This is a genomic window from Streptomyces sp. NBC_00029 (assembly GCF_045160505.1).
GTDB lineage: Bacteria > Actinomycetota > Actinomycetes > Streptomycetales > Streptomycetaceae > Streptomyces.
The window spans coordinates 5,631,073-5,649,228 of sequence record NZ_CP108292.1; the positions used below are offsets into that span (position 1 = coordinate 5,631,073).

At 71.5% G+C, this 18,156-nt stretch carries 12 protein-coding genes; 8 read left to right on the forward strand and 4 right to left on the reverse strand.

Annotated features, from left to right (window positions below):
• Positions 1 to 102: 102 nt before the first annotated feature.
• A complete protein-coding gene (greA, locus tag OG753_RS26455; protein ID WP_314254598.1) occupies positions 103 to 600 on the reverse strand; it encodes a transcription elongation factor GreA in 498 nt (165 codons plus the stop codon).
• Positions 601 to 738: 138 nt separating this feature from the next.
• Positions 739 to 1,152 carry a DUF4307 domain-containing protein gene (locus OG753_RS26460; RefSeq protein WP_401272778.1) on the reverse strand — a complete coding sequence of 138 codons (414 nt, stop codon included), beginning with the start codon at positions 1,150 to 1,152 and terminating at the stop codon, positions 739 to 741.
• A gap of 107 nt (positions 1,153 to 1,259) precedes the next feature.
• Between OG753_RS26460 and mca the strand changes: the two genes are divergently transcribed.
• A complete protein-coding gene (gene mca / locus OG753_RS26465) occupies positions 1,260 to 2,141 on the forward strand; it encodes a mycothiol conjugate amidase Mca (RefSeq protein WP_401272779.1) in 882 nt (293 codons plus the stop codon).
• Between the two features lie 2 nt (positions 2,142 to 2,143).
• Complete coding sequence (locus tag OG753_RS26470; protein WP_327264162.1) at positions 2,144 to 2,377, forward strand: hypothetical protein; 234 nt, start codon at positions 2,144 to 2,146, stop codon at positions 2,375 to 2,377.
• 226 nt (positions 2,378 to 2,603) lie between these two features.
• Here the strand turns inward: OG753_RS26470 and OG753_RS26475 are convergent, their stop codons facing one another.
• On the reverse strand, positions 2,604 to 5,867 hold the full coding sequence (locus OG753_RS26475) for a tetratricopeptide repeat protein (RefSeq protein WP_405790359.1): 3,264 nt from the start codon (positions 5,865 to 5,867) through the stop codon (positions 2,604 to 2,606).
• Positions 5,868 to 6,196: 329 nt separating this feature from the next.
• Between OG753_RS26475 and OG753_RS26480 the strand changes: the two genes are divergently transcribed.
• The 5 genes from OG753_RS26480 to OG753_RS26500 all read left to right on the forward strand — a co-directional run bounded on the left by OG753_RS26480 (position 6,197) and on the right by OG753_RS26500 (position 15,252).
• The gene (locus tag OG753_RS26480; RefSeq protein WP_405790360.1) at positions 6,197 to 8,251 is read left to right on the forward strand and encodes a thioredoxin domain-containing protein; all 2,055 of its coding nucleotides are present in this window, start codon (positions 6,197 to 6,199) and stop codon (positions 8,249 to 8,251) included.
• Between the two features lie 241 nt (positions 8,252 to 8,492).
• Positions 8,493 to 9,866, forward strand: a complete 1,374-nt coding sequence (locus OG753_RS26485) for a glycosyltransferase (protein WP_405790362.1) — start codon at positions 8,493 to 8,495, stop codon at positions 9,864 to 9,866.
• Positions 9,863 to 11,638, forward strand: coding sequence for an ArnT family glycosyltransferase (locus OG753_RS26490; RefSeq protein WP_405790363.1), 1,776 nt, complete (start codon positions 9,863 to 9,865; stop codon positions 11,636 to 11,638). Before OG753_RS26485 ends, OG753_RS26490 begins: the two co-directional genes overlap by 4 nt.
• Positions 11,639 to 11,644: 6 nt before the next feature.
• Positions 11,645 to 12,847, forward strand: a complete 1,203-nt coding sequence (locus OG753_RS26495; RefSeq protein WP_405790364.1) for a glycosyltransferase — start codon at positions 11,645 to 11,647, stop codon at positions 12,845 to 12,847.
• Positions 12,838 to 15,252 (forward strand): galactose oxidase-like domain-containing protein, encoded by a 2,415-nt coding sequence (locus OG753_RS26500; protein WP_327264167.1) that lies wholly within the window; start codon positions 12,838 to 12,840, stop codon positions 15,250 to 15,252. Before OG753_RS26495 ends, OG753_RS26500 begins: the two co-directional genes overlap by 10 nt.
• Before the next feature lie 75 nt (positions 15,253 to 15,327).
• Here OG753_RS26500 and OG753_RS26505 read toward each other — a convergent pair whose 3' ends face one another.
• Positions 15,328 to 16,041: a hemolysin III family protein gene (locus OG753_RS26505; RefSeq protein ID WP_405790367.1), complete on the reverse strand. Its 714-nt coding sequence runs from the start codon at positions 16,039 to 16,041 to the stop codon at positions 15,328 to 15,330.
• Positions 16,042 to 16,261: 220 nt separating this feature from the next.
• On the opposite strand from OG753_RS26505, the gene OG753_RS26510 reads away from it, so the two are divergent.
• Positions 16,262 to 18,097, forward strand: a complete 1,836-nt coding sequence (locus OG753_RS26510) for a phosphoenolpyruvate carboxykinase (GTP) (RefSeq protein ID WP_327264168.1) — start codon at positions 16,262 to 16,264, stop codon at positions 18,095 to 18,097.
• Positions 18,098 to 18,156 lie beyond the last annotated feature (59 nt).

The window sequence follows — 18,156 nt, forward strand, 5'->3', positions numbered from 1 at the left end:
GACCCGTACCGGATCCTCCCGGGAACGCAGATGCCCGGCCGGGGTGAACCCGGCCGGGCATCGTGCACGAGGGTCAGGAAGGAAAACGGTGACCGAGGGTGATCAGCCGGTGAAGGGCTTGACGTCCAGGATCTTGACCGAGGCCTTCTTGCCGTTCGGCAGCTCGTACTCGGCGTCCTCGCCGATCGACTTGCCCAGGACACCGCTGCCCAGCGGGGACTGCGGGGAGTACGTCTCGAAGTCCGAGGACGCGTACTCGCGCGAGGCCAGCAGGAACTCCATCGTGTCGTCCTCGTCGCCGTCGAAGGCGATCTTGACGAGCGTGCCGGGGGCCACCACGCCGTCGGACGCGGGCGCGGTGCCGACCTTGGCGTTCTCCAGGAGCTGCGTGAGCTGGCGGACCCGGAGCTCCTGCTTGCCCTGCTCCTCCTTGGCCGCGTGGTAACCGCCGTTCTCGCGCAGGTCGCCCTCCTCGCGGGCGGCTGCGATCTTCGTTGCGATCTCCGTGCGGGCGGGACCAGAGAGGTAGTCCAGCTCCGCCTTCAGCTGGTCGTACGCCGCCTGGGTCAGCCAGGTGACGCTTTCGCTCGTCTGGGTCACGGGTGCTCCTCGTCGGTACAGGGGACTACTGGCCGCCGTCGGCGGACGAAACCACGAGCCTAACAATTCGGGAAGAAAAGGGGGAGGACCCCAGAGGCTCATTGCCTCCTGGAGCGCGTCTTCAATCCTCTTCGCGCGTCAGTGCGCGGAGGCCGCCGGCGCGCAGCCGACCAGCTCGACCATCGTGGCCCTGCTGGTGGTCTTCAGGGTGACGACCTCGTCCACCCGCGACCGGTCCTGCGCGAAGGTGAAGTCCGCCCGGCCCACCTCGCCGTGCCCCTCGTCCTGGGAGCTCAGGGAGCAGACACCGGTGACCGAGGCCTCCTTGCGGACCTCCAGGTGCACCTTCACCTCGGTGTCCGAAATCACCTGGAACTTGATCACTTCGGCGCTCACGCTCTGCGACGAGATGTAGCCCCAGCCGATCCAGCCGACCACGCCCAGCAGCAGAGCGCCCAGCGCCGATCCGATGATCTTGAGCTTCCGGTCCGTACGCTCGTCCGCCGACCGGCCGTACCGGCCCTCGGGCAGTCCTTCGCGCACCGCGCTCATGATCGATCCTCTCGCCGGGGACGGCTCGGTCACCCCTGGAATTTTCCGTCCCCCAGTTCGGTCACTATAGGAGCTGAGTGTCGCGCCGAATCGCAGAGGATCCTGTTTTGACCGAGCAGCTTCGACTGATGGCCGTCCACGCCCACCCCGACGACGAGTCGAGCAAGGGCGCGGCCACCATGGCCAAGTACGTGTCCGAGGGGATCCCCGTGCTGGTCGTCACCTGCACCGGTGGCGAGCGCGGCTCGATCCTGAACCCCAAGCTCCAGGGCGACAAGTACATCGAGGAGAACATCCACGAGGTCCGCGCCAAGGAGATGGACGAGGCGCGCGACATCCTCGGCGTCGAGCAGGAATGGCTCGGCTACGTGGACTCCGGCCTCCCGGAGGGCGACCCGCTGCCCCCACTGCCCGAGGGCTGCTTCGCGCTGGCGGACGTCGAGGAGGCCGCCGGCGAGCTGGTGAAGAAGATCCGCGCGTTCAAGCCGCAGGTCATCACCACCTACGACGAGAACGGGGGCTACCCGCACCCCGACCACATCATGACCCACAAGATCTCCATGCTGGCCTTCGAGAGCGCGGCCGACACCGAGAAGTACCCGGAGAGCGAGTACGGCCCGGCCTACCAGCCGCAGAAGCTCTACTACAACCAGGGCTTCAACAAGCCGCGCACCATCGCCCTCCACGAGGCGCTCCTCGCGCGCGGCCTGGAGTCCCCCTACGGGGAGTGGCTGGAGCGGTGGAAGGAGTTCGAGCGCAAGGAGCGGACCCTGACCACCCACGTCCCCTGCGCCGACTTCTTCGAGATCCGTGACAAGGCGCTCATCGCCCACGCCACCCAGATCGACCCGGACGGCGGCTGGTTCCGCGTCCCGATGGACATCCAGAAGGAGGTCTGGCCCACCGAGGAGTACGAGCTGGCGAAGTCGCACGTCGACACTTCCCTCCCCGAGTCCGACCTCTTCGCGGGCATCCGGGAGAATGCGTAGCTATGAGCGCTACGCAGGCAGCACTGACCCAGCTCCTTCCGCTGGCGGGTGACACCTTCGACAAGAACAAGGTGACGCCCGGCCTCCTCGGCTTCATCGTGTTCGCGGCCCTCGCCATCGGCGTGTGGGCCCTGATGAAGTCGATGAACCGGCACATGGGCCGGGTGAACTTCCAGGAGGCCCCGGAGCCGGCGGCCCCGGCCGCTCCCGGCACGGACGGCACCCGGACCCCGTAGGGCCGACCGGGGGCGTACGGGGGCTCTCCCGCCCCCGGCGTGCCTGGGTGCGGCCTTTGCCCGGCCGGACGGCCGCACGGGCCGCGCACAGGCCCCTCCCGCAGGCCCTCCGCGCGCCGCCCCGGCCGGGACGACCGGTCGGGCGGCCGTTGCCCGCGCGCCCCGTACTGCCCTGCGGCTTCCCGAGACGCAGCTCGCGCCGGGGATATCGGTGCGGAGCGCCGCGTCAGGCCCGCGGGACCCCCATGACCTCCCGCGCGTGCAGGTTCGGGACCAGGCCGAGCCGCCACGCCTGCCAGCCCTCCGCCGGATCCACCCCCCGGCCCAGGATCACCCCGTACGTCTCCAGGCAGTCCTCCAGCCGCCCGTCACGGGCCGGATGCGGCGCCTGCACCAGCCGCCCCAGCTCCGCCCGCGCCTCCTCCGGCGCCGCCGGAACCGCGTACGGCAGCACCGTGCACCGCAGGAACCGCGCCCAGTCCTCCCCGCGCCGGTCCCCGTACGAGATGAACAGCCGCACCGCCTCCTCGCACAGATCCAGCGCCTGCGACAGACGGCCGTTGCCCGCGTCGATCACCGCCAGCTCCAGACACGTCCACGCCTCGCCGTGCGCCAGCCCGATCCGCCGGAAATCCGCCCGCGCGTCCACCAGCAGCTGACGGGCGAAGCCGGAATTGCGCAGGTTCCCCGTCTGCGCCGCCCGCTGGTCCCGTGTCACCCGGCCCGAGTGGTGGCGGGCGTGCGCCAGCCCGTACACGTCCCGCATCCGCGAGAACATCGTCCGCGCCCGCTCCAGCTCCCGTACCGCCTCGTCGCGCCCGCCGCCCACCTCAAGCGCCTGCCCCAGGTAGTACTGCGTCCACGCCTCGCCGCGCGCGTCCTCCGCCTCCCGGTGCCGGGCCAGCGCCTCCCGCAGCCCCTCCACCGCGGGCCCCGGATCCCCGTCCACCACCCGCGCCCGGCCCAGCTGCGTCAGCGCCCAGGCCTCACCACGGTCGTCGCGGGTACGCCCGTACAGCTCCAGGGCCAGCCGCAGCTCCGCCTCCGCCGGCTCCACGTCCCCGAACCGCAGGTGCACCTGGCCCAGCTGGAAGTGCGCCCACGCCTCACCGTGCACGCTCTCGTTCTCCCGGTGCAGCGTCAGCGAGGTCTCCAGCAGCCGCGTCGCCTCCGCCAGCTGCGCCCGGTCCCGCTCCACCGCCGCCAGCGCGTGCAGCCCCCACGCCCGGTCGCCCGCCAGCTCCGCCGGCTCCTGCAGCACCAGCGCCTCCCGGATGCGGACCGCCGCCTCCGGGAGATTGCCCTGGTGGTGCAGGGTGATGCCGAGCGAGATCAGGGCCATCGCCGCAGCCGCCTCCTGATCGGCCTCCATGTACTGGTCCACCACCGAGGCCAACGTCGTACGGGCCTTGTCCAGCTCGCCCAGCTGGCGCGCCGCGATACCCGTACGCCACTGCACCGACCGCACCAGCCGCCCCTGCTGCCCCTTCAGACCGTTCTGCCCCGCCGCCACCGCCTGCGTCAGCTCGTCGATCTCACCCAGCCGGTACAGGTCCCCGCGCAGCAGACAGAAGTCGCACAGCGCACCCAGCAGATCGAGCACCGCCTGCTGATCCACCCCCTCCGAATGCCGCAGCGCCGCCGTGATGAAGCTCGACTCGTCGTCCAGCCAGCGCAGCGCCGCATCCAGCGAGGCGAAACCGTGGACCCCGAACTGATTCGCCCGCGTCGACATCTTCCCGTCGACCATCCGGATCACCGAGTCGGCGAGCTGCGCGTAATTGCGGATCAGCCGCTCGTGCGCCGCCGCGGCCTGCGCCCGGTCCGCGTCCGTCGCCGCCTCCTCCGCCTCCGCCGCCGCTTCCTCCGCCGCCGACCGCGCCGCCGCGTAGGAGCGCACCGCGTCGTGCATCCGGAACCGCTGGCCGCGCACCCGCTCGATCAGCCCGGCCTCCCACAGCTCCTCCAGCGTGCGCAGCGCCGCCGCCTCCGGTACGTCCGCCAGCGCGGCCGCCGCCGCCCCGCCGAGCGACGCCCGACCCGCCAGCGGCAACCGCCGCAGCAACTGCCGGGCGGGCTCCGCCAGGCGCGCGTCCGCCGCGCGCAGCGCCGCCTCCACCGGGTGCGCCGCGGCACCGCCCACGAGGGCCCGGCCGTCGCCCGCCAGCGGAGCCAGCATCCGCAGCGCGAGCGGGAGCCCGCCGCTCAGCTCCACCACCGCGGCCACGTCCTCCTGCGCCACGCCCGCCGCCGGGAGCAGCTCCGCCGCCTCGTCCGCCGCCAGCCGCTCCACCGGCAGCTGGTACACCCACGCCGCCAGATCGGCCGGCAGCTCCAGCGGCTCCCGCGCCGTCACCAGCACCAGGCTCTCGGAACGCTCCGGGACCAGCATCCGCACCTGCGCCGCGTCCACCGCGTCGTCCAGGAGCACCGTCACCGGAAGCCCCTGCAGGTGCTGGTGGTACAGCTCGCCGAGGCGCCGCACCTGCTGCTCCGCCGACGCCCCCTCCCGGAACAGCAACTGCTCGCGCGGCGCACCCAGCCGGTTCATCAGGTGCAGCAACGCCTCGCGCGTCGCCAGCGGGGCCTCCCCGGACGCCTCCCCGGCCGAACCGCCCCGCAGGTCCACCACGCACGCACCCCGGAACTGGTCCCGCAGCCCGTGCGCCGCCCGCAGCGCCAGCGCCGTACGGCCCACCCCCGGCTCCCCGTGCAGCACCACGACCACCGGCCGGGTCTCCGTACTCGCGCGGGCCGCCTGCACCCACTGCGCGATCCGGGTCAGCTCCGCCCGCCGCCCCACGAACACCTCGGCCGGAGCCGGCAACTGCCCGAAGGAATGCTCCAGCGCACTGCGCCGCCGCGCCTCCGCACTGCGGTCCGTACCGCGCAACTGCGGAGCGGGCCGGGGCGCCGTCCGGGCCGCGGGACGCGCCGCCCGGGTCGCCGCGGCCACCGCACGCTGCTGCTCCAGGAACGGGCGTATCCCGCGCACCTCCAGCGCCGACATCCACTGCAGCTTCAACTGCTCCGCCCCGCCGGGCCGGCCCAGCTCCCCGGCCCGCCGGTTCGCGGCCGGCAGGTGCAGCGCCGTCACCTTGGCCACCGTCGCCACCGCCCCGGCGATCCCCACGACCGCCCCCGCGGTCAGCGCCGTACCGGCCGCCACACCGAGCGACAGGTCCGCCCCCACGGCCGTCGCCGCCGCGACCGCCGTCACCAGCAGCGCCGTGGAGGTGTTGCCCCGCCGGAAGGCCTCACCGAGCGACTGGTCCCCGGCCGCAGCCTCGTCCAGAGCCCGCACGTACGCCTCGTACTCCGGCGCCGCACTCGCGGCGAGCGCGTCCAGGGCCTCCTTGCCCCGCGCCAGCAACGTCGCCCGGTCGATACCCGCACCGCCCGCACCGGCTGCGCCCGCCCCCCGCTGCGCCGCCTCGTCCACGGCCCGCTCCAGCAGTCGCTCGGCCTCACCGCGATGGCTGTCCCGCATCGGCATCCCCCTCAAGAGAGCTCCGGCAACGAGCCCCAAGTGTCCTGCGGGACTCCGCCGAGCGCGAGGGAATCTGAGCTACTTCAGAGGGAAGCGCTCACTTCCTCCTGCAGACGGGTCGAATCCCGTCAACTGGCATGCACGGAGCGAGACATGACGAGCCATCGCTCACACACGACTCCGCCCCGACCCCGGTGCGCGACAACACTGCCCCCGCGCACCGGCCGTGCCCGCCGCTCACGGGGGCCGCCCTGCGACGCGACGGCCCGGCCGACGGTCTGACGGCCCGGTAGCGGGGCGCACGCCGGGCGGTGCGGCAGGATGGGGCCATGCCGAACCGCCTCGCGAACCAGACCTCTCCGTACCTGCTCCAGCACGCCGACAATCCCGTCGACTGGTGGCCGTGGTCGCCCGAGGCCTTCGCGGAGGCACGCGAGCGCGGGGTACCCGTGCACCTCAGCGTCGGCTATTCGAGCTGCCACTGGTGTCATGTGCTCGCCGGCGAGAGTTTCGAAGACGAGCTGACCGCCGCCTACATGAACGAGCACTTCGTCAACATCAAGGTGGACCGTGAGGAGCGGCCCGACATCGACGCCGTCTACATGGAAGCCGTGCAGGCGGCCACCGGTCAGGGCGGCTGGCCCATGACCGTCTTCATGACGGCCGACGCCGAGCCCTTCTACTTCGGGACCTACTTCCCGCCCGAGCCCCGGCAGGGGATGCCCTCCTTCATGCAGGTGCTCGAAGGGGTGCGGACCGCCTGGGCGGGGCGGCCCGAGGAGGTCGCCGAGGTCGCGCAGCGGATCGTACGGGACCTGGCCGGACGGGAGTTGGACTACGGCAAGGCCGGGACGCCCGGACCCGAGGAGCTCGCGAAGGCGTTGCTCGGGCTGACGCGGGAGTACGACGCCACACGAGGCGGATTCGGCGGGGCGCCGAAGTTCCCGCCGTCCATGGTGCTGGAGTTCCTGCTGCGCCACCACGCGCGCACCGGGTCCGAGGGAGCGCTGCAGATGGCCGCCGACACGTGCGAGGCCATGGCGCGCGGCGGGATCTACGACCAGCTCGGCGGCGGCTTCGCGCGCTACTCCGTGGACCGGGAGTGGGTGATCCCGCACTTCGAGAAGATGCTCTATGACAACGCCCTGCTGTGCCGCGTGTACGCGCACCTGTGGCGGGTCACCGGCTCCGATCTCGCGCGCCGGGTCGCGCTGGAGACCGCCGACTTCATGGTCCGGGAGCTGCGCACCGAGCAGGGCGGCTTCGCGTCCGCGCTCGACGCCGACAGCGCGGATCCGCTGACCGGCGAGCACGTGGAGGGGGCGTACTACGCCTGGACGCCCGCCGAGCTGCGGGAGGTGCTGGGGGAGGACGACGGGGATCTGGCCGTCCAGTACTTCGGGGTGACCGAGGAGGGGACCTTCGAGCACGGGAAGTCGGTCCTGCAGCTGCCGCAGGACGGGCCCGCCGTGGAGGCGGGCCGGCTCGCCGGCATCAAGGAGCGGCTGCTGGCCGAGCGGGGGCGGCGGCCCGCGCCCGGGCGGGACGACAAGATCGTCGCCGCGTGGAACGGGCTGGCGATCGCCGCGCTCGCCGAGTGCGGGGCGTACTTCGAGCGGCCCGACCTGGTGGAGCGGGCGACCGAGGCGGCCGATCTGCTGGTGCGCGTGCACATGGACGGCCGGGCCCGGCTGTCGCGCACCAGCAAGGACGGCCAGGTCGGCACCAACGACGGGGTCCTAGAGGACTACGGCGATGTGGCCGACGGCTTCCTCGCCCTGGCGTCCGTGACCGGCGAGGGGGTCTGGCTGGAGTTCGCCGGATTCCTCGTCGACCTGGTCCTGGCCCGGTTCACCGCCGAGGACGGGTCGCTGTACGACACCGCGCACGACGCCGAGAAGCTCATCCGCAGGCCGCAGGATCCCACCGACACGGCCGCCCCGTCGGGGTGGACGGCCGCCGCGGGCGCGCTGCTCTCGTACGCGGCGCACACCGGGTCGGAGCCCCACCGCACGGCGGCGGAGCGGGCGCTCGGGGTGGTGCACGCGCTCGGGCCGCGCGTGCCGCGGTTCATCGGGCACGGGCTGTCGGTGGCCGAGGCGCTCCTCGACGGACCCCGCGAGGTGGCGGTCGTCGGCCATCCGGAGGATCCGGCGCTGGCGCTGCTGCACCGGACGGCGTTGCTGGGGACGGCTCCCGGGGCGGTCGTGGCGGTCGGTCTTCCGCGTGCGGCGGACGGCGGTGGCGGTGAGTTCCCCCTTCTTGCCGAGCGCACACTCGTGCACGACCTTCCGACGGCGTATGTCTGTCGACATTTCGTCTGCGCGCGGCCTACGACGGAACCGGTCGAACTGGCGGAGCAGTTGGGTGCGGTTCGTCCCTGAAGGTGCGGGAGTGCCGTCAATTCCGGTTGCGTGTGTATGAGTTCAGAAACGGGTCTTTAATTTTCGATGCAGCTGAGTGTCATGTTCGCTGCCTAATCTCGTAGCTTCGGGAGTCACCGAGGCCGCGCACTGGGGGGTGCGCGCGAGGGGGAAGCGGGGGCGGCGGGCCGGGGGGCCCGCCGTGAGCCCCCGGGGGGTTTTTGATCGCCGCCGGGGGGGCGGCGGGTCTGTGGGGGACCTTGTGTACACATCTGTGTTCATCGCTGTCATTTCCCTGGCGCTCTTCTGGATGGCCGCCTTCACGCTCTGGTGGCAGATGCACGCGTGGCGGACCCCCGAGGTGCTCGCCTCCACGCGCTTCGACCGCCCGGACGGGGAAGGCCGCCTCGCCTTCTCTCTGCTGCTGCCGGCCCGTCACGAGCAGGCGGTCCTGGAGCACACCATCGACCGGCTCCTGGAATCGAGCCACACCGACTACGAGATCATCGTGATCGTCGGACACGACGACCCCGGGACGGCAGCCGTCGCCGAACGGGCCGCCGCCCGCGCGCCGGCCCGCGTACGGGTCGTCGTCGACCACCACGAGACGAAGAACAAGCCGAAAGCCCTCAACACCGCCCTCCCGTCCTGCCGCGGCGACGTCGTCGGGGTCTTCGACGCCGAGGACCAGGTCCACCCGGAACTGCTCGCCCACGTCGACCACGCCTTCCGCTCCACGGGCGCCGACGTGGTCCAGGGCGGGGTCCAGCTCATCAACTTCCACTCCAGCTGGTACAGCCTGCGCAACTGCCTGGAGTACTTCTTCTGGTTCCGCTCGCGGCTGCACCTGCACGCCGAGAAGGGCTTCATCCCGCTGGGCGGCAACACCGTCTTCGTCCGCACCGAGGTGCTGCGCGAGGCCGGCGGCTGGGACCAGAACTGCCTCGCCGAGGACTGCGACCTCGGGGTCCGGCTGTCGTCGGCGGGCAAGAAGGTGGTCGTCGCCTACGACTCCGACATGGTCACCCGCGAGGAGACGCCCGGCTCGCTCGTGAGCCTGCTCAAGCAGCGCACCCGCTGGAACCAGGGGTTCCTGCAGGTGTACCGGAAGAAGGACTGGCAGCAGCTGCCCGGGCGCGGCCAGCGCTGGCTGGCCCGCTACACGCTGATGACGCCCTTCATGCAGGCCGCGTCGGGCGTGATCATCCCGCTCAATTTCGCCGTCGCGGTCTTCTTCGACGTACCGGTCGGCATCGCGATCATCACCTTCCTTCCCATGATCACGGCGATGGTGACGTTCGTGTTCGAGATCGTCGGGCTGCACGACTTCGGCCGCCAGTACGGTCTGCGCGTCCGCTTCGGGCACTACGTCAAGCTCGTCGTCGGCGGCCCGTTCTACCAGGTGATGCTCGCGGGGGCCGCGATCCGTGCGGTCTGGCGCGAGCAGCGCGGCCGCAATGAGTGGGAGCTGACGAGTCACACCGGCGCCCACCTGACGACCGCCGCCGCCCCGGCCGCTGCCGCCCACGCCACCGCCGCCCCGGCCGCTGCAGCAATCGCCGCCGCCACCGCGTCCGTGCCCGCCGTGTCATCCTCCTCCGTCTCCCTCGCGATCCGAGAGGACAGCCGCCGGTGACCGCCACCCTGCCCACGGCCACTGATCCCCAGCCCGCGACCCTCACCGTCCCCGGCCCGCGCACGCCCGTCGCCGGGGGGCTCGGCGTCCGCCCGCCGGCGCCCGCCCGGCCGCTCGTGCGCTTCCGCTCCTCCCGCCCCGACCTGCTGCTGTGCGGGGCCCTGCTGCTCGTGATCCTGCTGGTGCAGGGCTGGAACATCACCCACTTCCCGACCCTGAGCGACGACGAGGGCACCTACCTCGCTCAGGCGTGGGCCGTCCAGCAGGGCGACGGCCTCGCCCACTACACGTACTGGTACGACCATCCGCCGCTCGGCTGGATCCAGATCGCGGGCCTGACGTACCTGCCGTCCCTCTTCGTGCCCGACGCGATGACCGTCGCGCCGATGCGGCTGTCGATGCTCGCCGTCTCCGCCGCCTCCGCCGTGCTGATGTACGTCCTCGCGCGCCGGCTGTGGCTGCCGCGCTGGGCGGCCGGGCTCGCGATGGGCCTCTTCGGGCTGTCGCCGCTCTCCGTGGTCCTGCAGCGCGAGATCTTCCTCGACAACCTCGCCGTGATGTGGATGCTGCTGGCCTTCTGCCTCGCCGCGTCCCCGAGCCGTCACCTGTGGCACCACTTCGGGTCCGGGCTGGCGGCGGCCACCGCCGTCCTGACCAAGGAGACGATGCTGGTGGTGCTCCCGGCGCTGCTGGTGACGATGTGGCGCCACAGCCACCGCGACACCCGCAAGTTCGCGGTCACCGGGGCGATCACCGCCTGCGCACTGATCGGGCTGTCGTACCCGCTGTACGCCCTGCTCAACGGCGAGTTGCTGCCGGGCTCCGGGCACGTCTCGCTCATCGACGGCATCACCTACCAGATGGGCCGCGAGGGCTCCGGCTTCATCCTCACCCCCGGCTCCGGCTCGAACGGCGTCCTGCGGTCCTGGCTCTACTACGACACCGTCCTGCCGCTCGGCGGGCTGGCCGGCGCCGTCCTGATGCTGGCCACCGTCCTCCCCCGAGCTCTCGGCTTCGCCCGAGCAGGGGGGACCCCCACGTCCGTGACCGCCCGCGCCCTGGCCGGTCCCGCGCTCGCCGCCGTGATCCTCGCCGTCGTCGCGATGCGGCCCTCCGGCTACCTCCCGGCGATGTACGTGATCCAGGCGCTGCCCTTCCTCGCGCTCGTCCTCGCAGGGGGCGCGGCGAGCGTCACGCACGCCGTACTGCGCCGCCGCCGGGGCCCGGGGGAGGGACGGCCGCGGCTGTGGGCGCGCCGGGCACTGATCGGCGTACTCGCCGCGTCGGCCGCGGTGTACGTGCTGCCGCGCTGGTACGAAGGCAACCGCACCGCGCTCACGGCCGACGCGAACGCCCCGTACCGGCAGGCCGCGGCCTGGCTCGGCAGCGAGGTCGCCGATCCGGCGAGCACCCGGGTGCTGCTGGACGACGCGCTCTGGCTGGACGCGGTGCACCACGGCTTCGAGCCGGGCCTCGGCGCGATCTGGTTCTACAAGGCGGACCTCGACCCGGCCGTCTCCCGGACCCTGCCGCGGGTCTGGCGGGACATCGACTACGTGGTCTCCTCGCCCACCGTGCGCCGTGACGCGGTGAACCTGCCCCATGTGCGGGCGGCGCTGGAGCATTCGGCCGTGGTGGCCGTCTTCGGGTCGGGCGAGGACCGCATCGAGATACGCCGGACCGACCGCGCCGACGCCCCCGCCCCCGACCGCGCCCAGCGCCCCGACGACCCCGACCGCCCCGGCGCCGCCGACCGTACGAGTGGGAGCTGAGCCGCCATGAGCGAGGATCTGTGGTCCCTCCATGACCCGGTCGATGCGGATTTCACCGCTCCGCAGGCTCTGACCGGCAGCGTCACCCTCATCATTCCGACCTTCAACGAGTCCGGGAACATCACCGAGCTGCTGCGCCGCCTCGGTGACGCACTGCCCGACCCCGACCACCTGCCCTGCGCGGTGCTGTTCGTGGACGACTCCACGGACGACACCCCCGCCGTCATCGAGAAGGCCGCCGCCGACCACCCCTTCCCGGTGTCCGTCCTGCACCGCCGGACCGCCGAGGGAGGCCTCGGCGGCGCCGTCGTGGAAGGCATCAAGCGCGCGGACACCGACTGGATCGTGGTCATGGACGCCGACCTCCAGCACCCGCCCCTCCTGGTGCCCGAACTCGTCGGCGAGGGCGTGCGCACCGGCGCCGATCTCGTCGTCGCCTCCCGCTACATCAGCGGCGGCAGCCGGGCCGGGCTCGCCGGGAGCTACCGCATCGCCGTCTCACGCGCCGCGACCTGGCTGACCAAGGGGCTCTTCCCGCGTGCGCTGCGCGGGATCAGCGACCCGATGAGCGGCTTCTTCGCGATGCGCCGCTCCGTCGTCACCGCGGACACCCTGAAGCCGCTGGGCTACAAGATCCTGCTGGAGCTGGCGGTGCGCTGCCGCCCCGGCAGGGTCGCCGAGGTGCCGTTCGTCTTCCAGGACCGGTACGCGGGGGAGTCCAAGTCCACCGCCCGCGAGGGCATGCGCTTCCTCGCCCACCTCGCCGCGCTGCGCTCGGCGACCCCGCTGGCCCGCATGATCGGCTTCGGGCTGATCGGGCTCTCCGGGTTCGTCCCGAACCTGGCCGCGCTCTGGCTGCTCACCCACGCCGGGATGCACTACCTCCCGGCCGAGATCGTCGCCAACCAGGCGGGGGTCCTGTGGAACTTCCTCCTCATCGAGTCCCTGCTCTTCCGCGACCGGCGCGGGCACCGCCACTGGGCGGACCGGGCCGGCCGCTTCGCGCTGCTGGCCAACGCCGATCTGCTGCTGCGCATCCCGCTGATCGCGCTGTTCGTGGCCCGGTTCGGGATGGAGGTGCTGCCGGCCACCGCCCTGGCGCTGGTGACCACCTTCGTCCTGCGGTTCGCGGCCACCGAGGCCCTCGTCTATCTGCCGCGCCACACCAGGAGCCGAGCCGCACAGAAGGGAACCTTTCCATGCGTCTGACGATCCGGCGGAGGGCCGGGCGGAGGGCCGCCCTGCTCGCCGTCGGGGCGCTGACCGCGGGCCTGTTGCTCACCGCACCGCAGCAGGCCACGGCCGGTCCGCCCAATCTGCTCTCCAACCCCGGTTTCGAAACGGCCGGTTCCGCCGGCTCCGACATGCCGTCCTGCTGGTCCAGGTCCGGCTGGGGCGACAACGACTTCACCTTCGCCACCGTCGCCGACGCGCACAGCGGCACCAAGGCGATGAAGGTCTCGCTCACCCGCCGCGTGGACGGCGACCGCAAGGCGCTGGTCACCGAGAACACCACCTGCGCCCCGGCCGTCACGCCGGGCCGGCAGTACGACCTGTCCGCCTGGTACAAGTCGAACACCCCGGACGTGTCGGTGACCGTGTTCCGCCGGGACACCACGGCGGGCTGGCAGTACTGGACCGACCTGCAGAATCCGCCCGTCACCGCCGCCTGGGCGCGTACGGAGGTCCGTACGCCGGTCGTGCCGCCCAACACCGACAAGATCGCGTGGGGCCTGTCGGTCTACGGGGTGGGCACGCTGACCACCGACGACTACGTGCTGGAGGAGGTGGGCGCCGCCCCGCCGCTGCCGGCCTGTTCGGGCACGGCGGAGGAGTGCGCCAAGGGCAGGTGGCAGGTGATACCGGCCCAGAACCCGGTGCGTTCGATGCACGCGGTCGTGCTGAGGAACAGCAAGGTTCTGCTGATCGCGGGCTCGGGCAACGACATCGCCCAGTTCAACGCGGGCACCTTCACCTCCGCCGTCTACGACCCGGCGAACGGGTCCTTCAGGACGATCCCGACCCCGGTCGACATGTTCTGCGCGGGCCACGTGCAGCTGGCCGACGGCCGGGTGCTGGTGATGAGCGGCAACAAGGGGTACCCGTCGGCGGACGGCTCGATCGGCTACCAGGGGCTGAAGGACTCCTACACCTTCGACCCGGCGACCGAGACGTACACGAGGACGAACGACATGAACGGCGGGCACTGGTACCCGTCGGCGACGATCCTCGGCAACGGTGACGTGATCTCCTTCGGCGGGCTGAAGGAGGACTCCACGGGCAATGTGACCGCGGAGAAGTTCTCGGCGGCACAGAACAAGTGGCTGCCGATGAACGAGGTCAACCAGACCTGGTCCTACTGGGGCCTGTACCCGTCGATGATCCTCATGCAGGACGGACGGCTCTTCTACTCGGGCAGCCACACCTTCGGCAACGGCACCCCGGGCACCGGCGCCTCCATCTACGACTACGACGCCAACACCGTCACCGACGTGCCGGGCCTGCGGAACAAGGACGAGCGGGACGAGTCGGCGAGCGTGCTGCTGCCCCCGGCCCAGGACCAGCGGGTGCTCACCATCGGCGGCGGCAACAACGAGCGCAACCCGGCGGCCAACCGGCTCACCGACATCATCGACCTCAAGCAGCCCAGCCCCGGCTACACGGCCGGCCCGCCGATCCCGCAGGGCCTGGTCGACCAGGGCCAGGGCAAGCGGCCGCAGACCGGTGACGAGGGCAAGATGTTCGTGTCGGCGGTACTGCTGCCGGACGGCAAGGTGCTGGAGACCGGCGGCGGGCTGCACGACCGGGCCGACCCGGTCTTCGAGGCCTCCTTCTTCGACCCGTCGACCAACACCTACCAGGCGGGCCTCGCCACCGACCCGATCCCGCGGACCTACCACTCGGCGTCGTTCCTCATGCCGGACGGCCGGGTCATGTCGGTCGGCGACAACCCGGGCAACGGGACCTACAACCACAACGTGTCGCTCTACAGCCCGCCGTATCTGTTCAAGGGCGCCCGCCCGCAGATCACTTCGGTGATCGACACTCAGTGGGTGTACGGGGACACGCAGCGGATCACCGTGAACCGGCCGATCGCCAAGGCGGAGCTGATCCGTCCGGCTGCGGTCACCCACTCCTCCGACCCGAACCAGCGGTTCGTGGACCTGCCCATGACGGTCGACGGCAACAACATCGACCTGAACGTCACCAGCAACCCCAACCTGGCACCGCCGGGCTGGTACATGCTCTTCGCGGTCGACGCGAACGGCGTGCCGTCGATCGCGACCTGGGTGCACCTGGGCGGCCCGTCCGCACTGGCGGCCGCCCAGGAGCGGCCCTCCGCGCACGAGCACGCCTTTGCGGACAGGCCCGGGCCGGCCAGGAAGAACCCGGCGAAGCGGGACTCGGCTCCGGTCGCGCCGGGCGTGGCCGGCTGCGACCGGCACTACGGCACGGTCAACGTGTGCGTGCCGACGCGCTTCCCGGCCGAGGTGAAGGGGACGACGAAGGCCCGCTGCGACTGGCTGGCCGCCCACACCTACCCCAAGCGCCTGAAGGTCAACGGCAGCGATCCGCTGCGCCTGGACCCCGACCGCGACGGCTACGCCTGCTGAACCCATGGGCGAGGGCCCGGCCGCAGGTACCTGCGGCCGGGCCCTCGGCCCTCGGTCCTCGCGCTTCGGCCCTCGTCAGTGCTGGTACGCGGCGAGCGAGATGCCGATGTAGTGGGCCACGAAGGCCGCGAGGGTCAGCGAGTGGAAGACCTCGTGGAAGCCGAAGAAGCGGGGGGAGGGATTGGGGCGCTTCATGCCGTAGATGACCCCGCCCACGCTGTAGAGGAGGCCGCCGACGATCACCAGGACCAGCACGGCGATCCCGCCGGTGCGCATGAAGTCGGGCAGGAAGAAGACCGCCGCCCAGCCCATGGCGATGTAGCAGGGGGTGTAGAGCCAGCGCGGGGCGCCGACCCAGAAGACGCGGAAGGCGATGCCGGCGGCGGCCGCGATCCAGACCGCCCACAGCAGGGTCCGCCCGGTGGAGGGCGGCAGCAGCAGGACGGTCAGCGGGGTGTAGGTGCCCGCGATGATCAGGAAGATGTTGGCGTGGTCGAGCCGCCGCAGGATGGCCTCGCCCCTGGGCCCCCAGGTGCCGCGGTGGTAGACCGCGCTCACGCCGAAGAGCAGGCAGGCCGTGAGGATGTACACCCCGCAGGCGACCCGGGCCCGGGTGGAGTCGGTGAAGGCCATGAGGACCAGGCCCGCGATGACCACGGCGGGGAACATTCCGGTGTGCAGCCAGCCGCGCATGAGCGGCTTCTCCTCCAGGGCGGTCTCGACCGCCTCAAGGGCCTCGACGGCCGGTGTGGACTCGGCGACCGGGACGGCGGCGGCATCAGAAGTCATGCGCGCCATGCTACCTACGGGTCCGTAGGTTGCCGGCAGTGGTCTTTACGGAAGATTGACGGACGTGGCAATGCTCACGTGAGAGGCCCTCTGGACATATGCGCACATCCACCGGATGATCAGATGAGTGCGGTCGACACCGGATGAGCGGAGCGCGAAGCATCCGGGTCGCAGCCCCCACGGGGCCTACACCAAACAAACCCCTCAACAAGGAGCAATCGTGGCGCGCGACAACGCGGCTCCCACCAGTTCGACTCTTCCCACCAATCACGCAGCGCTGATCTCCTGGGTGGACGAGATCGCAGCCCTCACCCAGCCGGACCGCGTCGTCTGGTGCGACGGCTCCGAGGGCGAGTACGAGCGCCTGTGCGAGGAGCTCGTGGCCAAGGGAACGTTCAAGAAGCTCGACGAGACGAAGCGCCCGAACTCCTACTACGCCGCCTCCGACCCCTCCGACGTCGCGCGCGTCGAGGACCGGACCTTCATCTGCTCCGAGAAGGAGGAGGACGCGGGCCCGACGAACCACTGGAAGGCCCCTTCCGAGATGAAGGAGATCTTCGCGGGGGAGAAGGGCATCTTCCGCGGCTCCATGAAGGGCCGGACGATGTACGTCGTCCCGTTCTGCATGGGCCCCCTCGGCTCCGAGCTCTCCGCGATCGGCGTCGAGATCACCGACTCCGCCTACGTCGCCGTCGCCATGCGCACCATGACCCGCATGGGCAAGGCCGTCCTCGACGAGCTCGGCACCGACGGTTTCTTCGTCAAGGCCGTCCACACCCTCGGTGCTCCGCTCGCCGAGGGCGAGGCCGACGTGCCGTGGCCCTGCAACACCACCAAGTACATCTCGCACTTCCCCGAGACCCGCGAGATCTGGTCCTTCGGATCCGGCTACGGCGGCAACGCCCTCCTCGGCAAGAAGTGCTACGCCCTGCGCATCGCGTCCGTCATGGCCCGCGACGAGGGCTGGCTCGCCGAGCACATGCTGATCCTCAAGCTCACCCCGCCGGCCGGTGAGGGAGAGACGAAGTACGTCGCCGCCGCGTTCCCGTCCGCCTGTGGCAAGACCAACCTGGCCATGCTGGAGCCCACGATCTCCGGCTGGACCGTCGAGACCATCGGCGACGACATCGCCTGGATGCGCTTCGGCGAGGACGGTCGCCTCTACGCGATCAACCCCGAGGCCGGCTTCTTCGGCGTCGCCCCCGGCACCGGCGAGCACACCAACGCCAACGCCATGAAGACCATGTACGCCAACACCGTCTTCACCAACGTCGCGCTCACCGACGACGGCGACGTGTGGTGGGAGGGCATGACCGAAGAGGCGCCCGCGCACCTCATCGACTGGAAGGGCAACGACTGGACTCCGGCCTCGGAGACCCCGGCCGCCCACCCCAACGCCCGCTTCGCCGTCCCGGCCGCCCAGTGCCCGACGATCGCCTCCGAGTGGGAGGACCCCAAGGGCGTCCCGATCTCCGCGATCCTCTTCGGCGGCCGCCGCGCCTCCGCCGTGCCGCTGGTCACCGAGTCCTTCGACTGGAACCACGGCGTATTCATCGGCTCGAACATCGCCTCCGAGAAGACCGCCGCCGCCGAGGGCAAGGTCGGCGAGCTGCGCCGCGACCCCTTCGCCATGCTGCCGTTCTGCGGCTACAACATGGGCGACTACATGGGCCACTGGGTCAAGGTCGGCGCCGACAAGGACCAGGCCAAGCTCCCGAAGATCTACTACGTGAACTGGTTCCGCAAGAACGACGCGGGCAAGTTCGTGTGGCCCGGCTTCGGCGAGAACAGCCGCGTCCTGAAGTGGATCGTCGGCCGCCTCGACGGCACCGCCGAAGGCGTCGAGACCCCCATCGGCATCCTGCCGACCAAGGAGTCCCTCGACCTCGACGGCCTGGACCTCCCGGCCGAGGACCTCGACTTCCTCCTCACGGTCGACAAGGAGGTCTGGCGCGAGGAGGCCGCCCTGGTCCCCGAGCACCTCAACACCTACGGCGACCACACTCCCAAGGAGCTGTGGGACCAGTACCACGCACTCGTGGAGCGCCTGGGCTGAGCCAGGACGCGCCCTGAAGAAGGGCCGATGAACGTGGGAGCCCCCGACCAAGCGGCGCC